The sequence below is a fragment of the Staphylococcus lutrae genome (genome assembly GCF_002101335.1).
GTDB lineage: Bacteria > Bacillota > Bacilli > Staphylococcales > Staphylococcaceae > Staphylococcus > Staphylococcus lutrae.
In genome coordinates this window covers 1458310-1475784 of record NZ_CP020773.1, presented here as the reverse complement: position 1 = coordinate 1475784, position 17475 = coordinate 1458310, and the positions used below count along the sequence as shown (strand labels likewise).

General features: G+C 42.7%; 12 protein-coding genes, 3 rRNA genes and 1 pseudogene. All 16 read right to left on the bottom strand.

Annotated features, from left to right (window positions below; all coding sequences use genetic code 11):
* Nucleotides 1-182: 182 nt before the first annotated feature.
* The 16 genes and pseudogenes from metG to dnaX all read right to left on the bottom strand — a co-directional run bounded on the left by metG (nt 183) and on the right by dnaX (nt 17433).
* A complete protein-coding gene (metG, locus tag B5P37_RS06750; protein ID WP_085237508.1) occupies nt 183-2153 on the bottom strand; it encodes a methionine--tRNA ligase in 1971 nt (656 codons plus the stop codon).
* Between the two features lie 91 nt (nt 2154-2244).
* On the bottom strand, nt 2245-3078 hold the full coding sequence (gene rsmI / locus B5P37_RS06745) for a 16S rRNA (cytidine(1402)-2'-O)-methyltransferase (protein ID WP_085237507.1): 834 nt from the start codon (nt 3076-3078) through the stop codon (nt 2245-2247).
* A 4-nt stretch (nt 3079-3082) separates the two neighbouring features.
* Complete coding sequence (locus B5P37_RS06740; protein ID WP_085237506.1) at nt 3083-3331, bottom strand: GIY-YIG nuclease family protein; 249 nt, start codon at nt 3329-3331, stop codon at nt 3083-3085.
* Complete coding sequence (locus B5P37_RS06735) at nt 3324-4049, bottom strand: tRNA1(Val) (adenine(37)-N6)-methyltransferase (RefSeq protein WP_085237505.1); 726 nt, start codon at nt 4047-4049, stop codon at nt 3324-3326. The genes B5P37_RS06740 and B5P37_RS06735 overlap by 8 nt, the downstream gene beginning before the upstream one ends.
* A 10-nt stretch (nt 4050-4059) precedes the next feature.
* On the bottom strand, nt 4060-4425 hold the full coding sequence (yabA, locus tag B5P37_RS06730) for a DNA replication initiation control protein YabA (protein WP_085237504.1): 366 nt from the start codon (nt 4423-4425) through the stop codon (nt 4060-4062).
* A 12-nt stretch (nt 4426-4437) separates the two neighbouring features.
* A complete protein-coding gene (locus B5P37_RS06725) occupies nt 4438-5241 on the bottom strand; it encodes a PSP1 domain-containing protein (RefSeq protein WP_085237503.1) in 804 nt (267 codons plus the stop codon).
* A gap of 5 nt (nt 5242-5246) precedes the next feature.
* Complete coding sequence (locus B5P37_RS06720; RefSeq protein ID WP_085237502.1) at nt 5247-6179, bottom strand: DNA polymerase III subunit delta' C-terminal domain-containing protein; 933 nt, start codon at nt 6177-6179, stop codon at nt 5247-5249.
* Between the two features lie 261 nt (nt 6180-6440).
* Nucleotides 6441-6770 carry a cyclic-di-AMP receptor gene (locus tag B5P37_RS06715; RefSeq protein WP_085237501.1) on the bottom strand — a complete coding sequence of 110 codons (330 nt, stop codon included), beginning with the start codon at nt 6768-6770 and terminating at the stop codon, nt 6441-6443.
* A gap of 38 nt (nt 6771-6808) precedes the next feature.
* Nucleotides 6809-7447, bottom strand: a complete 639-nt coding sequence (gene tmk / locus B5P37_RS06710) for a dTMP kinase (protein WP_085237500.1) — start codon at nt 7445-7447, stop codon at nt 6809-6811.
* Nucleotides 7448-7449: 2 nt separating this feature from the next.
* Nucleotides 7450-8766, bottom strand: a complete 1317-nt coding sequence (locus tag B5P37_RS06705) for an Orn/Lys/Arg family decarboxylase (protein WP_085237499.1) — start codon at nt 8764-8766, stop codon at nt 7450-7452.
* 203 nt (nt 8767-8969) lie between these two features.
* Nucleotides 8970-9084 (bottom strand): 5S ribosomal RNA (rrf, locus tag B5P37_RS06700).
* A 79-nt stretch (nt 9085-9163) separates the two neighbouring features.
* A 23S ribosomal RNA gene (locus tag B5P37_RS06695) occupies nt 9164-12085 on the bottom strand.
* Between the two features lie 227 nt (nt 12086-12312).
* Nucleotides 12313-13864 (bottom strand): 16S ribosomal RNA (locus B5P37_RS06690).
* Together the 16S, 23S and 5S rRNA genes form the textbook arrangement of a ribosomal RNA operon.
* A gap of 862 nt (nt 13865-14726) precedes the next feature.
* Nucleotides 14727-15323, bottom strand: coding sequence for a recombination mediator RecR (gene recR, locus B5P37_RS06685; RefSeq protein ID WP_085237498.1), 597 nt, complete (start codon nt 15321-15323; stop codon nt 14727-14729).
* A 1-nt stretch (nt 15324) separates the two neighbouring features.
* Nucleotides 15325-15645: a YbaB/EbfC family nucleoid-associated protein gene (locus tag B5P37_RS06680; RefSeq protein ID WP_085237497.1), complete on the bottom strand. Its 321-nt coding sequence runs from the start codon at nt 15643-15645 to the stop codon at nt 15325-15327.
* 94 nt (nt 15646-15739) lie between these two features.
* Nucleotides 15740-17433: pseudogene (gene dnaX, locus B5P37_RS06675) on the bottom strand (DNA polymerase III subunit gamma/tau).
* Between the last annotated feature and the right edge of the window lie 42 nt (nt 17434-17475).

The following is a 17475-nucleotide window of genomic DNA, read 5'->3' as shown; positions in this document are numbered from 1 at the left end:
CAAACGAACTGCATCGTTTTCATATATATCGCATGTCTGTATAGTCCCTTTACCACGCTTAATATGATGCTACACTTCAATATTTCACACATCTTGTAATAAAAGAGAGTGAGACACCTCTCTTTTGCCGTCTCACTCCCCATTTCAAACTTCAATGCACTTTGTCCTCAAAGTAAACCACTTTATTTGATGACTGCGCCATTCGGTACAGCATTAGGTAAACTGATCAACGTCAACACATCATCTTTTTCAGCCGATAAAATCATTCCTTCTGATTTTTGCCCCATTAATTTTGCAGGCTTTAAGTTCGTGACAACGGCTACTTTTTTACCAATAATATCGTCTGGTTCATAAAATTGTGCAATTCCTGAAATGATTTGACGTTTTTCGTGACCTAAATCCACTTGAATTTTTAGTAATTTATTCGACTTTTTAACTTTTTCTGCATCAATAATCGTTGCTGCTTTCATTTCTACTTTATCAAAATCTTTGATATCAATTTGCGCTTTCGCTACCACTTCTTCAGACGATTCTTGCTTAGGCGGCTGCATCGATGCTTTAATATAACCGACCTCTGCCTCTACATCAAGGCGTGGGAAAATCGGTTGTGGTTTTGCTGTAACCATCGTAGGCTCCGTTAATTGACCGTATTGTGCTAAACTGTCAAAACCATGAAGCTGTTCATCATGAATGTGTAATTGTTCAAAGATTTGATAAGGCGCATGCGTTAAAAATGGACGCAAGAGCACTGCTGCGAAACGAATATTTTCCACCAAATGTGCCATGACATTTCCTAACGCTGCACGTTGTGTTTCGTCCTTCGCTAAAACCCATGGTGCGGTTTCATCAATATATTTATTTGTACGACTAATTAATTTCCATACCGTTGATAATGCAACAGAGAATTGTAATTTGTCCATACTTTCATGATAGGCATGAACCGTATCTAATGTTAATTGTTCTACCGCTTCATCTAGCTCATGTGTTGGACCTTGGTATGCTGGTAACTCACCATCAAAGTATTTATTGATCATCGAAATTGTTCGATTGACAAGATTGCCTAGGTCGTTCGCTAAGTCATAATTCGTCCGCTCTACAAAAGCTTCTGGTGTAAATACCCCATCTGAACCAAATGGCAACTCACGCATTAAATAATAACGTGTTGCGTCTAATCCATAACGATCGATTAAAACGTTAGGATCCACCACATTCCCTTTAGATTTACTCATTTTGCCATCTTTCATAAGTATCCAACCGTGCGCAAATACTTTTTTAGGTAATGGTAAATCCAATGCCATTAAAATAATCGGCCATATAATAGAATGGAAACGTACAATTTCTTTTGCCATGAGGTGAATATCTGCTGGCCAATATCGACGGAATAATGTCTCATCGTCTGTTAAATAACCTAACGCAGAAATATAGTTCACTAATGCGTCTAACCATACATAAACGACATGTTTCGGATTAGATGGGACTTTAACCCCCCAGTTGAATGACGTACGTGATACCGCCAAGTCTTCTAATCCTGGTTTAATAAAGTTATTAATCATTTCATTTTTTCGTGAAGGAGGCTGGATGAACTCGGGATGCGCATCATAAAACGCTAATAGACGGTCCGTATACTTAGACAACTTGAAGAAGTAACTCTCTTCTTTGACGAGTTCCACTTCATGACCGGAATCTGGACTTTTACCGCCTACAATTTTTCCACCTTCATATATCGGGTCAACCAGTTGCGTTTCTGTATAAAATGTTTCATCTGGAACAGAATACCAACCTTCATATTCTCCTAAATAAATGTCACCTTGTGCGAGTAACTTTTCAAATATTTTTTCAACGACTTCCGTGTGACGTCGCTCTGTTGTCCGAATGAAATCATCATTTGAAATGTCTAACTTTTCCCATAGTGCCTTAATATCTTTGATCATACCATCCAAATAATCGAGCTCTGACATACCCGCTTTCTGAGCCTTTTCTTGGATTTTTTGACCATGTTCATCCGTCCCTGTTAAATAGCGGACATCAAAACCTTGTAAACGTTTATATCGTGCAATGACATCCCCTGCAACTGTTGAATATGCGTGTCCAATATGTAAATGACCACTTGGGTAGTATATGGGTGTCGTAATATAAAATGTATCTTTCACCATCAGCGCTCCTCCTCAATTCTTATCTTATCTAATATATCTAAAATCCATTCGATTTTCAATGTTACAATTTCGAGCCCTCAACCGCTCGAGCCTAATCAATCTCATGAAAAATACGATAAACTGTCTTGCTGGATATCTCACGCTCTTGCGCAACTTTTTTAATAGCCGCTTTTGGTTTCATATCTTGCTCAATATAATGACGGACATGTGCGGCGACACTCATACCTTCGAACCAAGCTGTCGTTGCTTTAGGTGCGGCGCCTTCGATAACAATAACAAATTCTCCGCGTAAAGGCAGTGTCTCACCGAGTTGATCTATCAAACTAGCGACCTTACCCGTGACAATCTGTTCAAATTTTTTCGTCAACTCACGCCCTAGCGTCACACGGCGTTCCGCATCTACTTTGGCAATGGCTTCAAGCGTATCTGCCACACGATGCGGTGATTCATATAGCAACAATGTGCTCTCTTGATACATTCTCGTTTCGAGCAATGGTACTTTTTCTCGCGACTTGCGTGGTAAAAAACCTAAAAAGGTATATGTAAATGAAGGCAAGCCACTTGCCATTAAAGCCGTCAATCCGGCATTAGCACCTGGAATCGGAACGACCGCCACACCTTGTTCACGTGCGCGAACGACCAATTCATAGCCAGGATCTGAAATTAAAGGCAACCCCGCGTCTGAAACTAATGCAATATTTTGTCCCCTTACAAGCATGTCGATAAGATTTTCCGTTTCCTGTTGCTTATTATGCTCATGATACGATTTTAAAGGGGTCGTAATCTCAAAATGATGGCATAATTTTTTCGTCACACGTGTATCTTCACATGCAATCAAATCGACTTGTTGCAATGTTTGTATCGCGCGAAATGTCATATCATCTAAATTACCAATCGGTGTCCCGACGAGATAGAGGTGTCCCATTTGACTATCGCTCCTCAATTAATTGGATTTTTTGTTGTCGCGTTAATTTTTTGATTGCGCGCTCTCGCTTCAATGCTTCTGATTTCGTATCAAAAACTTCGTGATAACGCAACCGCACTGGGCGCCTTGCTTTTGTATATTTTGCACCTTTGCCTTCATTATGTTTCATAATACGTCCTTCTAAATCATTCGTATATCCCGTATAAAAGGTCGCATCACTACATTGCACAATGTACGTAAAATATTTAACCATAATAAATCGCCTTCATTTCTTCTGTGTACACATGCTGTGCATCATAAATATAAAAAGGAGGGGCAATGTCTAAACCTTGTCGTCCCCCTTTACGTCCTTCGATAACAATCGTTTGTGCCGCTTTTCCAGGCTTACTATAAATCATGTGTAATCGTTTCGGTTCAATCCGGTAACGACGCATGGATTCAAACACATCCAACAATCGTTCTGCACGATGAACCATAACGATGCGTCCACCTTCTTTTAACAGGTGCTGACTCACACGAAAGCAATCGTCTAACGTACAATAGATTTCATGACGTGCAATTTTATGTGCTTCAAGCTGATGTTGATTCAATTGGTTCGCTTTAAAATACGGTGGATTGCACGTGATTAAATCAAAATGGGCTGGTGCATATTCCTGAATTAATGCATTGATATCCAGTTCACGCATCGTAATACGAGAGGTCAGCTGATTATACTGAATGCTTCGTTGCGCCATATCTACAAGCTGTGGTTGAATTTCAACACCCGTAATCATATTCTCACCTTTTGCTGACAACAAAAGCGGGATGACGCCATTGCCTGCACACATATCTAATATGCGGTCTCTTTTACGAACTTTTGTAAAATGGCCTAATAACAAAGCATCCGTAGAAAAAGAAAAGACCGCATCATTTTGAATAATGCGCAAGTCTTCTCGAATTAAATAATCCAATCGTTCACCTGGCTGTAACATGCCGTCACCTCTATTCTTGTTTCTCATTCAATACATTTAAACAAAACATGCAATCCTCACCATGGCGATGTTTGCCGAACACATCGTGACAAATATGGAACCCTTCATGATACAGTTTTGCAAAATATTCCCGACTTTGACGCGGTTTTTTTGCAGACTTCTGAGGTGACGCCGCCGTTTCTTGTACTTGTGTTTTTTCATTATTTTCCGGTTCAGTTTGCATTAACGTCTTGAAATGATCATTTTCTATTTGAAGTGTCACATTTTCTTCAACGAGCGCTACTGTGAGTACTTTCAACTCTTCCATCGCTTCGTTAAGATATGTGACATGTTGCTCCAACTGCATTAACCGATCAAACAACTCATTTCGATCCAACAGATGTACCTCCTATTTCAATGTTTCTAACTCTTCGATATGGTACTCCATCAATTGTTCCATGCCTTCAAGCCGGACTTGCATGGATACATCTATAATATTAAGGCTCACGACTTCACCTTGACCTTCAGGCGTTTGAATGCGTGTGCCAATATCTGGGAGCTGTTCCCGTGCTGACTCGTAATAATCATTTTCATATTTTAAACAGCACATTAACCGACCACATGCACCAGAAATTTTCGTCGGATTTAATGATAAATTTTGGTCTTTCGCCATTTTTATAGACACCGGTTCAAAATCTCCTAAAAATGTGGCACAACAAAGCGAACGGCCACATGGTCCGATGCCTCCTAATAATTTAGCTTCATCACGTACACCAATTTGGCGTAATTCAATACGTGTTTTTAAACGTTGTGCCAACATGCGGACCAATTTACGAAAATCAATGCGCTCATCCGCTGTGAAATTAAAAATAATTTTAGAACGGTCTAAAATGTATTCACTGTTCACCACACGCATGTCCAACCCCAATTGTTCAACAAATGATTTACATAGCGCCATTGCGCGAGCCGCATCTTCCTCATTTTTTTTATAATGCCGAAGATCTTTATCTGTTGCAATACGTAGCACTGGTTTTAGTGGTAATGTGACATCTTCCTCTGGCACTTCTCTCGGTGCATGTTTGACTACGCCGAGCTCATGTCCTCGCTTCGATTCCACTACAACACACTGTCCCACGTCAAGCGACAAAGTATTCGGCGCATAATACTCTAATGCATTGGCCTTCTCAAAATAGATGCCTACGACAGAACGCATAAGCGTCACCCCTTCACTTTTATTGCAATTTGCTCAAATACTAGCGTAGGATTCACGTTTTGATTGAGCTTTTTATGTGCTTCTGTTATTTGTTCAATCATATATGTTAAGTGGCGATAACTCAATTGTGTGACCAACGTGTCGTATTCTGGTTTCAACTCAGAAAATGTTATGCGTTCCGCCATTCCCACTTTCATGTATAACAAATCTTGAAAATAAGTATTAATTCCTGACAAAGCCAGCAACTGCAAAGGTCTATTCTTCGCATGCTTCATCAACTCGACGACACCGATTAAAGCCATATCCCGTTGTGTGATTAATTTATTACACCATTGTAAAAGCACTTTACGCAGAGGAAGCAACTCATAGTCTTCATACAATTGCGCCGCGACTTCTAACTGTGTCGTATATGTGCTTAACAATGCCGCAATCGGAGCAGTTATCGCCTCATTTTGTTCCGTTAATCGAGATATAAATGTCGTACGAGACATCGGTTTAAAGTACACATGCTGACATCGAGAATGAATCGTATCCAAAATTTGCTCTGGCTTCGTACTCATAATGATGGCGATTGTATTTGACGGTGGCTCTTCTAAAAACTTAAGAATACTATTCTCACCTTGAATCGTTAACTTCTCAAAATCTTGAATAATATAGACTTTGTAACGCCCTTCAATAGGCAATTGATTCATGTGATGCACTAATGTTTCCACACGTTCTTTTTTCAACGTCGTTTCTTCTGTCATCACATATTGAAAGTCCGGATGATTATGTTCCACAATTTTCGTGCGACATCGTGATTCATCTTGACATAAAATCAATTGAGCAAAGGCTATTGCCGTCGTTTTCATTGCTTCCGCATCATCACCTTCAAATAAATATGCATGTGACAATTTTTGGTTATGATAAGCTTGGGTGAGTTGTTCAATGACTTCCATTAACCTTGCGCTCCTTTTGATAAAGATATAACGTCGTACGCCATCAAGATACTATCCCCATTTTACCTTAATCTGTGCGTACATACTATGCTTTTATAATGGAATTTTAACTAAAGTTGCCGACAAAATTGCTTCACCTTTTACTTTGAAGCCTCCCATTTTAAAATCCCGTTTCAACTCAAATCTGATAAAGCATATAAAAAAAGATGCGGCAATAGACAGTTATTTCCCCGTCTTATTACCACAACCTTTCTCACTACTTTAAAATTGATGAAACGATTCAACTGGCATGACAAAGACCGTTGCGCCGCCAACTTCCACTTCAACAGGATATGGAATATAGGAATCTGCGCTCCCACCCATCGGCGTAATAGGAGATACCAGCTGCTCTCGATTTCCACATGAGTTACCAATGAGTTCGAGGATTTCATCCACACGCTCATCTTCGACACCACTTAAAAAAGTGGTATTTCCTGCTCTCAAAAAACCTCCAGTTGTGGCTAATTTAGTCGCACGGAAGTTATTTTCAACAAGTTTATCTGCAAGCTCTTGACTATCTTGATCTTGAACAATCGCTATAACCATTTTCATTTTTCTCACACCTCTTGTTTTTTAGTATAACACACCTGTCATTGTGTACGTTTAGATACGTTTGATTCTTTCATTTTATTTTGAATCGCTTGCATCGTTGCTGAAATCACTTCTGCAATCGGCCGATTCGCATCGATGACCGCAAAACGTCGAGGATTTTGTGCAATGAGTTGATGATATCCCTCAATGACGCGATGATGAAACATCACGCTCTCTTTATCCAAACGATTCTGTGCACGCTGATTACTTTCAATTCGTTCACGCCCAACTTCTGCCGGGACATCTAGATAAATCGTTAAGTCTGGGTAACGATCTTCAATTGCAAAATCATTAATTGCTTGTACTTCTCTTACCCCTATTTCACGCGCATAACCCTGATAAGCTAAAGAACTATCAATGAAACGATCACAAATCACAAGCTTACCTTCCGCTAATGCCGGTAATACTTTCAACACAAGATGCTCTCTTCTCGCCGCCGCAAACAACAACGCTTCAGTACGAGAATCCATGGCGTCACTATCTAACAGAATTTGACGAATCGATTCTGCAGTTTGCACGCCGCCTGGCTCTCGTGTTGAGATGACTTCATACTGCTGAGACAATTGTTCCGTTATTGCTTGAACCACTGTCGTTTTTCCTGACCCTTCTGGACCTTCAATTGTGATAAATAGCGCCATGTTTATTCATCCTTCACTATAATTTTTCCGTTTTTAAGACCTTCAACGTGAAAACCTTTAAGCTGCCAATATTCTATTAATTTTACCATATCTTCTGTTATTTTTTCCCCTTTCAACAAGGATGGAATCCCTGGAGGGTAAGGGGTTAAATGTGTCGCTAATCGATAACCAACTGCTTGATGAAACGGCAGCGCTATGGTCTCTACAATGTTTGATGCTTCATATGAACCTGCTTGCGTATACAAAGGCGCTACATCATCTAACGTCCCTTCCACTGACGGCTTAAACACCATACGCGCTATTCGCTCAAGCAACAACGCAAAGGGAAAACGGTCTTCCCGATGCCACAATGGTAGCACCCACAAAACGGACGCTTCATCCGCCAATTCCGAATAAATATGTTGTGCCTCCATCGCAACTTGTATATCCGAGCCACTTAATCCCTCATAACGGATTAATAGTTTCAATGGATCTTCAGGTATAACGAGGATACATCCTTTGTCTCGAAGTTTTTCAATCAATTGTTGCCGTTTTTCAAAAAACTGATTACTTTGATAAAATTGGTAAAAATGATGCGCGGATTCCAAACTTTCCATTAACAAATATGAGGGACTCGATGATTGAAAAATTTGTAAACCTTGCTCAATCCGATGTCGATTAGGTGCCGCTTTATGTATCCACAATACTGAGCTCATGGTTAAACTGGGTAACGTCTTATGATAAGACTGCACCACATAATCTGCACCTGCTTGCAGACTTGATGAAGGAAACCCTGGAAGGTCAAAATGTGCCCCGTGCGCCTCATCGACAAGGACAGGTACATGATCCCGATGAAAATGTTCAACACTTTGTTTGATATCAAATGTTTCCCCGTAATAATTAGGATAGGTTAACACCGCTAATTTTGTTTGCGGAGTGAGCTCAGGTCCAATGTCAGGCTTCAAATATTGGCCTGTCCGCTCACTCACTGTAGTGGGCAAAATACGTGCATACTGATCCCCTAAATCCAATGCATTAAATACCGACTTATGTACATTTCTCGCAATATTAACGGGTCCCTCTACCCCTGAAAAAGCATGAATGACTGCTAAAATACCACTCGTTGTCCCATTCACCAAAAAATAACCTTGATAATCTGGATGCTTATTTAACTGTGTCATACTCTCATACAACACACCTTCGGCATGATGAAGATTGTCAAAACCCGTAATCTCTGTTGTATCATATGCAGGATGTGTCATTGATAACATGCCAATCGTCCCATTTTTATGTCCGGGTACATGCATCGAAATCGGTTGGTTTTTTTGCCATTCTCGCATTTTTCTCCTTAAAGGTTGTCTTGTCAATTTAACCCCTCCCTTCACTTCATCAGTCACAGTATTTGAATGCAGCGCGATAACACACTGATTTTAACATACTGTCGCTGATGATAATAATAATTTCATTGGCGTCGTCTAGATGCCTCCAAAACTCAAAAAAAGCTCCAAAGCAATAGTAAACCATTGCTTTGGAGCTTTCGATAACCTGGCACCGTCCTACTCTCGCGGAACGTAAGTCCGACTACCATCGGCGCTAAAGAGCTTAACTTCTGTGTTCGGCATGGGAACAGGTGTGACCTCTTTGCCATTGGCACCAGATTCATCATATTGAATGTGTATACATTCAAAACTAGATAGTAAGTATCGTATTTATCAATAAAACCTAATGAACATCATTTTGATTAAGTCTTCGATCGATTAGTATTCGTCAGCTCCACGTATCGCTACGCTTCCACACCGAACCTATTCACCTCATCATCTTTGAGGGATCTTATAACCGAAGTTGGGAAATCTCATCTCGAGGGGGGCTTCATGCTTAGATGCTTTCAGCACTTATCCCGTCCATACATAGCTACCCAGCGATGCCGTTGGCACGACAACTGGTACACCAGAGGTATGTCCATCCCGGTCCTCTCGTACTAAGGACAGCGCCTCTCAAATTTCCTACGCCCACGACGGATAGGGACCGAACTGTCTCACGACGTTCTGAACCCAGCTCGCGTACCGCTTTAATGGGCGAACAGCCCAACCCTTGGGACCGACTACAGCCCCAGGATGCGATGAGCCGACATCGAGGTGCCAAACCTCCCCGTCGATGTGAACTCTTGGGGGAGATAAGCCTGTTATCCCCGGGGTAGCTTTTATCCGTTGAGCGATGGCCCTTCCATGCGGAACCACCGGATCACTAAGTCCGTCTTTCGACCCTGCTCGACTTGTAAGTCTCGCAGTCAAGCTCCCTTATGCCTTTACACTCTATGAATGATTTCCAACCATTCTGAGGGAACCTTTGAGCGCCTCCGTTACTCTTTAGGAGGCGACCGCCCCAGTCAAACTGCCCGCCTGACACTGTCTCCCAGCACGATAAGTGCTGCGGGTTAGAAATCCAATACAATGAGGGTAGTATCCCACCAACGCCTCCACGTAAGCTAGCGCTCACGTCTCTCAGGCTCCTACCTATCCTGTACAAACTGTACCGAATTTCAATATCAGGCTACAGTAAAGCTCCACGGGGTCTTTCCGTCCTGTCGCGGGTAACCGGCATCTTCACCGGTACTATGATTTCACCGAGTCTCTCGTTGAGACAGTGCCCAAATCGTTACGCCTTTCGTGCGGGTCGGAACTTACCCGACAAGGAATTTCGCTACCTTAGGACCGTTATAGTTACGGCCGCCGTTTACTGGGGCTTCGATTCGTAGCTTCGCAGATGCTAACCACTCCTCTTAACCTTCCAGCACCGGGCAGGCGTCAGCCCCTATACGTCACCTTACGGTTTAGCAGAGACCTGTGTTTTTGATAAACAGTCGCTTGGGCCTATTCACTGCGGCTCTTCAGAGCGTGAACCCCAAAGAGCACCCCTTCTCCCGAAGTTACGGGGTCATTTTGCCGAGTTCCTTAACGAGAGTTCGCTCGCTCACCTTAGAATTCTCATCTTGACTACCTGTGTCGGTTTGCGGTACGGGCACCCTGATTCTAGCTAGAGGCTTTTCTTGGCAGTGTGAAATCAACGACTCGAGGAACAAGTTCCTCTCCCCATCACAGCTCAATCTTAAGAGTGCCGGATTTGCCTAACACTCAATCTCACTGCTTAGACGTGCACTCCAACAGCACGCTTCGCCTATCCTACTGCGTCCCCCCATCGCTTAAAGCGAATCATGGTGGTACAGGAATATCAACCTGTTATCCATCGCCTACGCCTTTCGGCCTCAGCTTAGGACCCGACTAACCCAGAGCGGACGAGCCTTCCTCTGGAAACCTTAGTCAATCGGTGGACGGGATTCTCACCCGTCTTTCGCTACTCACACCGGCATTCTCACTTCTAAGCGCTCCACATGTCCTTGCGATCATGCTTCGACGCCCTTAGAACGCTCTCCTACCATTGTCCAAAGGACAATCCACAGCTTCGGTAATATGTTTAGCCCCGGTACATTTTCGGCGCAGTGTCACTCGACTAGTGAGCTATTACGCACTCTTTAAATGATGGCTGCTTCTAAGCCAACATCCTAGTTGTCTGGGCAACGCCACATCCTTTTCCACTTAACATATATTTTGGGACCTTAGCTGGTGGTCTGGGCTGTTTCCCTTTCGAACATGGACCTTATCACCCACGTTCTGACTCCCAAGTTAAATTATTTGGCATTCGGAGTTTGTCTGAATTCGGTAACCCGAGAGGGGCCCCTCGTCCAAACAGTGCTCTACCTCCAATAATCATCACTTGAGGCTAGCCCTAAAGCTATTTCGGAGAGAACCAGCTATCTCCAAGTTCGATTGGAATTTCTCCGCTACCCTCAGTTCATCCGCTCACTTTTCAACGTAAGTCGGTTCGGTCCTCCATTCAGTGTTACCTGAACTTCAACCTGACCAAGGGTAGATCACCTGGTTTCGGGTCTACGACCAAATACTCATTCGCCCTATTCAGACTCGCTTTCGCTACGGCTCCACATTTTCTGCTTAACCTTGCATCAAATCGTAACTCGCCGGTTCATTCTACAAAAGGCACGCCATCACCCATTAACGGGCTCTGACTACTTGTAAGCACACGGTTTCAAGTTCTCTTTCACTCCCCTTCCGGGGTACTTTTCACCTTTCCCTCACGGTACTGGTTCACTATCGGTCACTAGAGAGTATTTAGCCTTAGGAGATGGTCCTCCCAGATTCCGACGGAATTTCACGTGCTCCGTCGTACTCAGGATCCACTCAAGAGAGAATTCGTTTTCGACTACAGGATTATTACCTTCTCTGATTAACCTTTCCAGGTTATTCGTCTAACAAATTCTTTTGTAACTCCGTATAGAGTGTCCTACAACCCCAACAAGCAAGCTTGTTGGTTTGGGCTCTTCCCGTTTCGCTCGCCGCTACTCAGGGAATCGATTTTTCTTTCTCTTCCTCCGGGTACTAAGATGTTTCAGTTCTCCGGGTCTGCCTTCTTGCATGCTATGTATTCACATGCAGATAACACGACATAACTCGTGCTGGGTTTCCCCATTCGGAAATCTCTGGATCAACGCTTACTTACAGCTCCCCAAAGCATATCGTCGTTAGTAACGTCCTTCATCGGCTTCTAGTGCCAAGGCATCCACCGTGCGCCCTTAATAACTTAATCTGTTATTAATTATGTGAGTCGTTTTTCAACGACTAGCGATTCATTTTTTGTTTCAAGCTTTTAAACGCTTGTCACTCGGTTTTGCTTGGTAAAATCAATACTTACTTATCTAGTTTTCAATGTACAAATCATTCTGAATCCTCAAATGGATGAGCATTCAAAACTGAATACAATATGTCACGTTAATCCGCTATCACCTATTGGTGATATTCCGTAATTATCCTTAGAAAGGAGGTGATCCAGCCGCACCTTCCGATACGGCTACCTTGTTACGACTTCACCCCAATCATTTGTCCCACCTTCGACGGCTAGCTCCGAAATGGTTACTCCACCGGCTTCGGGTGTTACAAACTCTCGTGGTGTGACGGGCGGTGTGTACAAGACCCGGGAACGTATTCACCGTAGCATGCTGATCTACGATTACTAGCGATTCCAGCTTCATGTAGTCGAGTTGCAGACTACAATCCGAACTGAGAACAACTTTATGGGATTTGCTTGACCTCGCGGTTTCGCTGCCCTTTGTATTGTCCATTGTAGCACGTGTGTAGCCCAAATCATAAGGGGCATGATGATTTGACGTCATCCCCACCTTCCTCCGGTTTGTCACCGGCAGTCAACTTAGAGTGCCCAACTAAATGATGGCAACTAAGTTCAAGGGTTGCGCTCGTTGCGGGACTTAACCCAACATCTCACGACACGAGCTGACGACAACCATGCACCACCTGTCACTTTGTCCTCCGAAGAGGAAAACTCTATCTCTAGAGCGGTCAAAGGATGTCAAGATTTGGTAAGGTTCTTCGCGTTGCTTCGAATTAAACCACATGCTCCACCGCTTGTGCGGGTCCCCGTCAATTCCTTTGAGTTTCAGTCTTGCGACCGTACTCCCCAGGCGGAGTGCTTAATGCGTTAGCTGCAGCACTAAGGGGCGGAAACCCCCTAACACTTAGCACTCATCGTTTACGGCGTGGACTACCAGGGTATCTAATCCTGTTTGATCCCCACGCTTTCGCACATCAGCGTCAGTTGCAGACCAGAAAGCCGCCTTCGCCACTGGTGTTCCTCCATATCTCTGCGCATTTCACCGCTACACATGGAATTCCACTTTCCTCTTCTGCACTCAAGTTTTCCAGTTTCCAATGACCCTCCACGGTTGAGCCGTGGGCTTTCACATCAGACTTAAAAAACCGCCTACGCGCGCTTTACGCCCAATAATTCCGGATAACGCTTGCCACCTACGTATTACCGCGGCTGCTGGCACGTAGTTAGCCGTGGCTTTCTGGTTAGGTACCGTCAAGATGTGCATAGTGACTTACACATGTGTTCTTCCCTAACAACAGAGCTTTACGATCCGAAGACCTTCATCACTCACGCGGCGTTGCTCCGTCAGGCTTTCGCCCATTGCGGAAGATTCCCTACTGCTGCCTCCCGTAGGAGTCTGGACCGTGTCTCAGTTCCAGTGTGGCCGATCACCCTCTCAGGTCGGCTACGTATCGTCGCCTTGGTGAGCCGTTACCTCACCAACTAGCTAATACGGCGCGGGTCCATCTATAAGTGACAGCAAAACCGTCTTTCACTGTTGAACCATGCGGTTCAACATATTATCCGGCATTAGCCCCGGTTTCCCGGAGTTATTCCAGTCTTATAGGTAGGTTACCCACGTGTTACTCACCCGTCCGCCGCTAACGTCAAAGGAGCAAGCTCCTCATCTGTTCGCTCGACTTGCATGTATTAGGCACGCCGCCAGCGTTCATCCTGAGCCAGGATCAAACTCTCCATAAAAGAAGTAAGCTTGATATAGCTCGTTGATTGTTTAAGTCAATCATTCTTGAAAGTACTGTTGAAGTACTCAAAATTATCGGAATTAACGTTGACATATTGTCATTCAGTTTTCAATGTTCATGTCATTTCTTTTTGACTCGACAAGAATTAATTATACATGAGTTGTCATTTCAAGTCAACAACTTTTTAAAATTAATTTTTGCTTTTATGATGACGACTTGTTTTATGTCGTTCAACAAGATATAACTATACAGCCTTTCAACCCTTTTAACAACAATAAAAATTACACTCTTTTATCCTTTAGTTATTTAAAGCGAATTTTTATGTTTTTTATTGTTCGTTCTTTTTATCATTCTTTTTTTATATGATATGACACTCATCCTGCCACATCTCAAAACGTCAAAATCAAAATTTAATGATGACGGGCTGCCCTCACATTTCACACAATTGATAACACACATCATTGATTAAAGATGCCATGCTACGTGTACCCTTCTTAATCCATCTCGTCATATCATTGAGACTCGGAGACCATGTGCTATCACCTTGTTAGGATTAAGATCATCATGCTTTTTTCATATAGAACGTACATGTGTCGTCAACGTGACATACAATCCGAACGTACAAAAGCGCAATTCATTACAGTCAAATGGGCTCCGTATCCTAGGCAAAGTTTACTCCAGCCCATATGACATAAAAACGCGAGCTACATTCTCTTGATGCGCTCCTTCAAATCCTTCTCATGAAGTACTGTGTCAAACTTTAACGCAACGGGCATCGCCATCAACGCAAACACTATTTTCACTGCACAGACTTTGGACTAACACCTCGGTGACATCAAAAGCCCATCATTCTCTCTCAACTACATTTCAGTACGTCCTGAAATGGCTCTAGAGAGCGTGACTTCATCAGCATATTCTAAGTCTCCGCCCACTGATAAACCTTGTGCTAATCTCGTTACACGAATGCCCAATGGTTTAACAAGACGCGAAATGTACATCGCAGTTGATTCGCCTTCAAGATTAGGATTCATTGCAAGAATAAGCTCTTCAATCTCCTCATCTTTCAAGCGATCTATCAAACTTGGAATATTAATATCTTCCGGACCAACACCATCCATTGGTGAAATCGTCCCATGCAGTACGTGATAAAGTCCTTTGTACTCTCTCATCTTTTCCATTGCAATGACATCTTTATCATCTTCAACAACACAAATGGTTGTACGATCGCGTTGCTTGTCTTCACAAATGTAGCAAGGATCTTGCTCTGTGATATGACCACACGTGCGGCAGTATGTGAGTTCTCGCTTCACATCAACCAATGCTTTAGCAAATTGTACAACATCGTCTTCTTTCATATCTAATACATGAAATGCCAGACGTTGAGCCGTCTTGGGACCAATGCCTGGCAATTTCATGAAACTATCAATCAGTTTCGATATCGGTTGAGGATAATGCATATTACATCATTCCTGGAATGTTAAGACCTTTAGTGTGCTTTCCTAAACGTTCTGCTGTTAACTCGTCCGCTTTATTCATCGCTTCGTTTGTTGCAGCGAGTACAAGATCTTGTAACATTTCTACATCTTCTGGATCTACGACTTCTTCTTTGATGACAACATCTACGACTTCTTTATGGCCAGAAACAACGACTGTCACCATGCCACCGCCGGCTGTCCCTTCAACACGTTCCTCTTTTAATTTTTCTTGTTCTTCTGCCATTTTCTTTTGCATTTTTTGCATTTGTTTCATCATTTGTTGCATATTTCCGCCACCGCGCATAAATTAAGTCCTCCTTATATTCATTCCTGCTATTTCTTCAAGAGTGTATTTCTCTCGGATTCGTTTTCAATTATACATACCTTTCAATGTCTTGTCATGTTTCTTCATCTATGACGTTGACCATCTCTTCACCAAAAATGTCTTTAGCTGTTTGGACGACATTGGCGGATGTTTCAGGTGATTCTGCAGCCTCTGACGCTTGCACCTTATGGCCACGTTTACGGCTAGCAATGTAGTCGCTTCGTACTTGCAACCATTTGTCCGAAGGCACCCCTACAACTTCCACAGTTTTATTGATAATATCTTTAACGACTTTTTCTACACTATGTCGCTTTTCTTCATCTCTTTTTAAAATTTCACAATGAATCTCTTCATCAAATTTAATCAACACTTTATCTTCGCTTGCTGCAACGGGTTCAGAATTTTGCAGTAAACTCACTAATGACTTTTGATTGCGATCTTTAGCATATTGAATGACATCCGCCCATCGTTCTTTTATCAAAGCGACATCTTCTTTATTTGCCTTATCTAACACTTTCGCAATTTGTTCTACAGAGTATATCGAACGCCCCGTGCGACGTCGTGATACTTGTCCTTTTGGTGGTGCGGTCGTTGTTACCCCTTGAGACTTCAACGTTTGGATTTCTGATTCCAATGCTTCCATTCGACGCAGCATCGCATCATGCTGTTCTGTTGGCACATGGTTCACCACGACTTCTCCTGTTTGTCTGACTTCTTTCACCATTTCAGACAATTTGACAAGAAGCACTTCTAAATGGACATTTTGATTCACACTAAAACGAATAGAAACAAGTGTATCATTAATCACATCTATCATTTTATAGAGCACTTGTAAGTCAAACGACAACAACGCATCATATGCCGTTTCCAGTTGTGTAGTTTTTGCCATAATGGTATCTCTTACAAAGTAGATCATATCATTCACAAGGCGATTCACTTCCTTGCCCTCCGCCACAAACTGGTGATAACGTTCAAAAGCATCATAGACATGACCTCGAACGATATCTTGAAATAACGCATTCAAATCCGATTCGTCTAGGCTACCCGTCACATCGAGCGCATCTTTTAAAGTTAAGTGTTCGTCTCCAAATGCGATCGCTTGATCCATAATACTTAATGCATCACGCATCCCACCTTCAGAAACTTTAGCAATAAAAGCCAACGCTGCATCATCAAACTCAATCTGTTGGTGTTGTGCAACAAAGCGCAATCGTTCCACAATACGCTGTGTATCAATCGCCTTAAAATCGAAACGCTGTGCACGAGAGATAATCGTTGGCGGAATTTTGTGCGGTTCTGTCGTTGCAAGAATGAAAATCGCATGTGCTGGAGGTTCTTCCAATGTTTTCAATAAAGCATTGAAAGCTCCCGTCGTCAACATGTGGACTTCATCAATAATATATACTTTGTACTTCGACTCACTCGGGCATATTTCACTTTATCCCGAATATTTCGTATTTCATCGACACCATTGTTACTCGCAGCATCAATTTCGATCACATCTGCATTCGTTCCTTGCGTAATCCCTTTACAGATTGCACATTCATTACACGGCTCACCGTCATCACGCACTTCACAGTTAATCGCTTTTGCAAATATTTTAGCTATACTTGTCTTGCCTGTCCCCCGCGGTCCGCTAAAAATATAAGCATGCGATTGTTTACCTTTAGCAATTGCATTTTTGAGTGTTTTAGTCACATGCTCCTGGCCTACAACGTCAGCAAAACTTTGCGGGCGAAACATACGGTATAACGCTTGGTAATCCAATTTGGCACCTCCGAATTAACAATGATTTCATTATAGCATGTC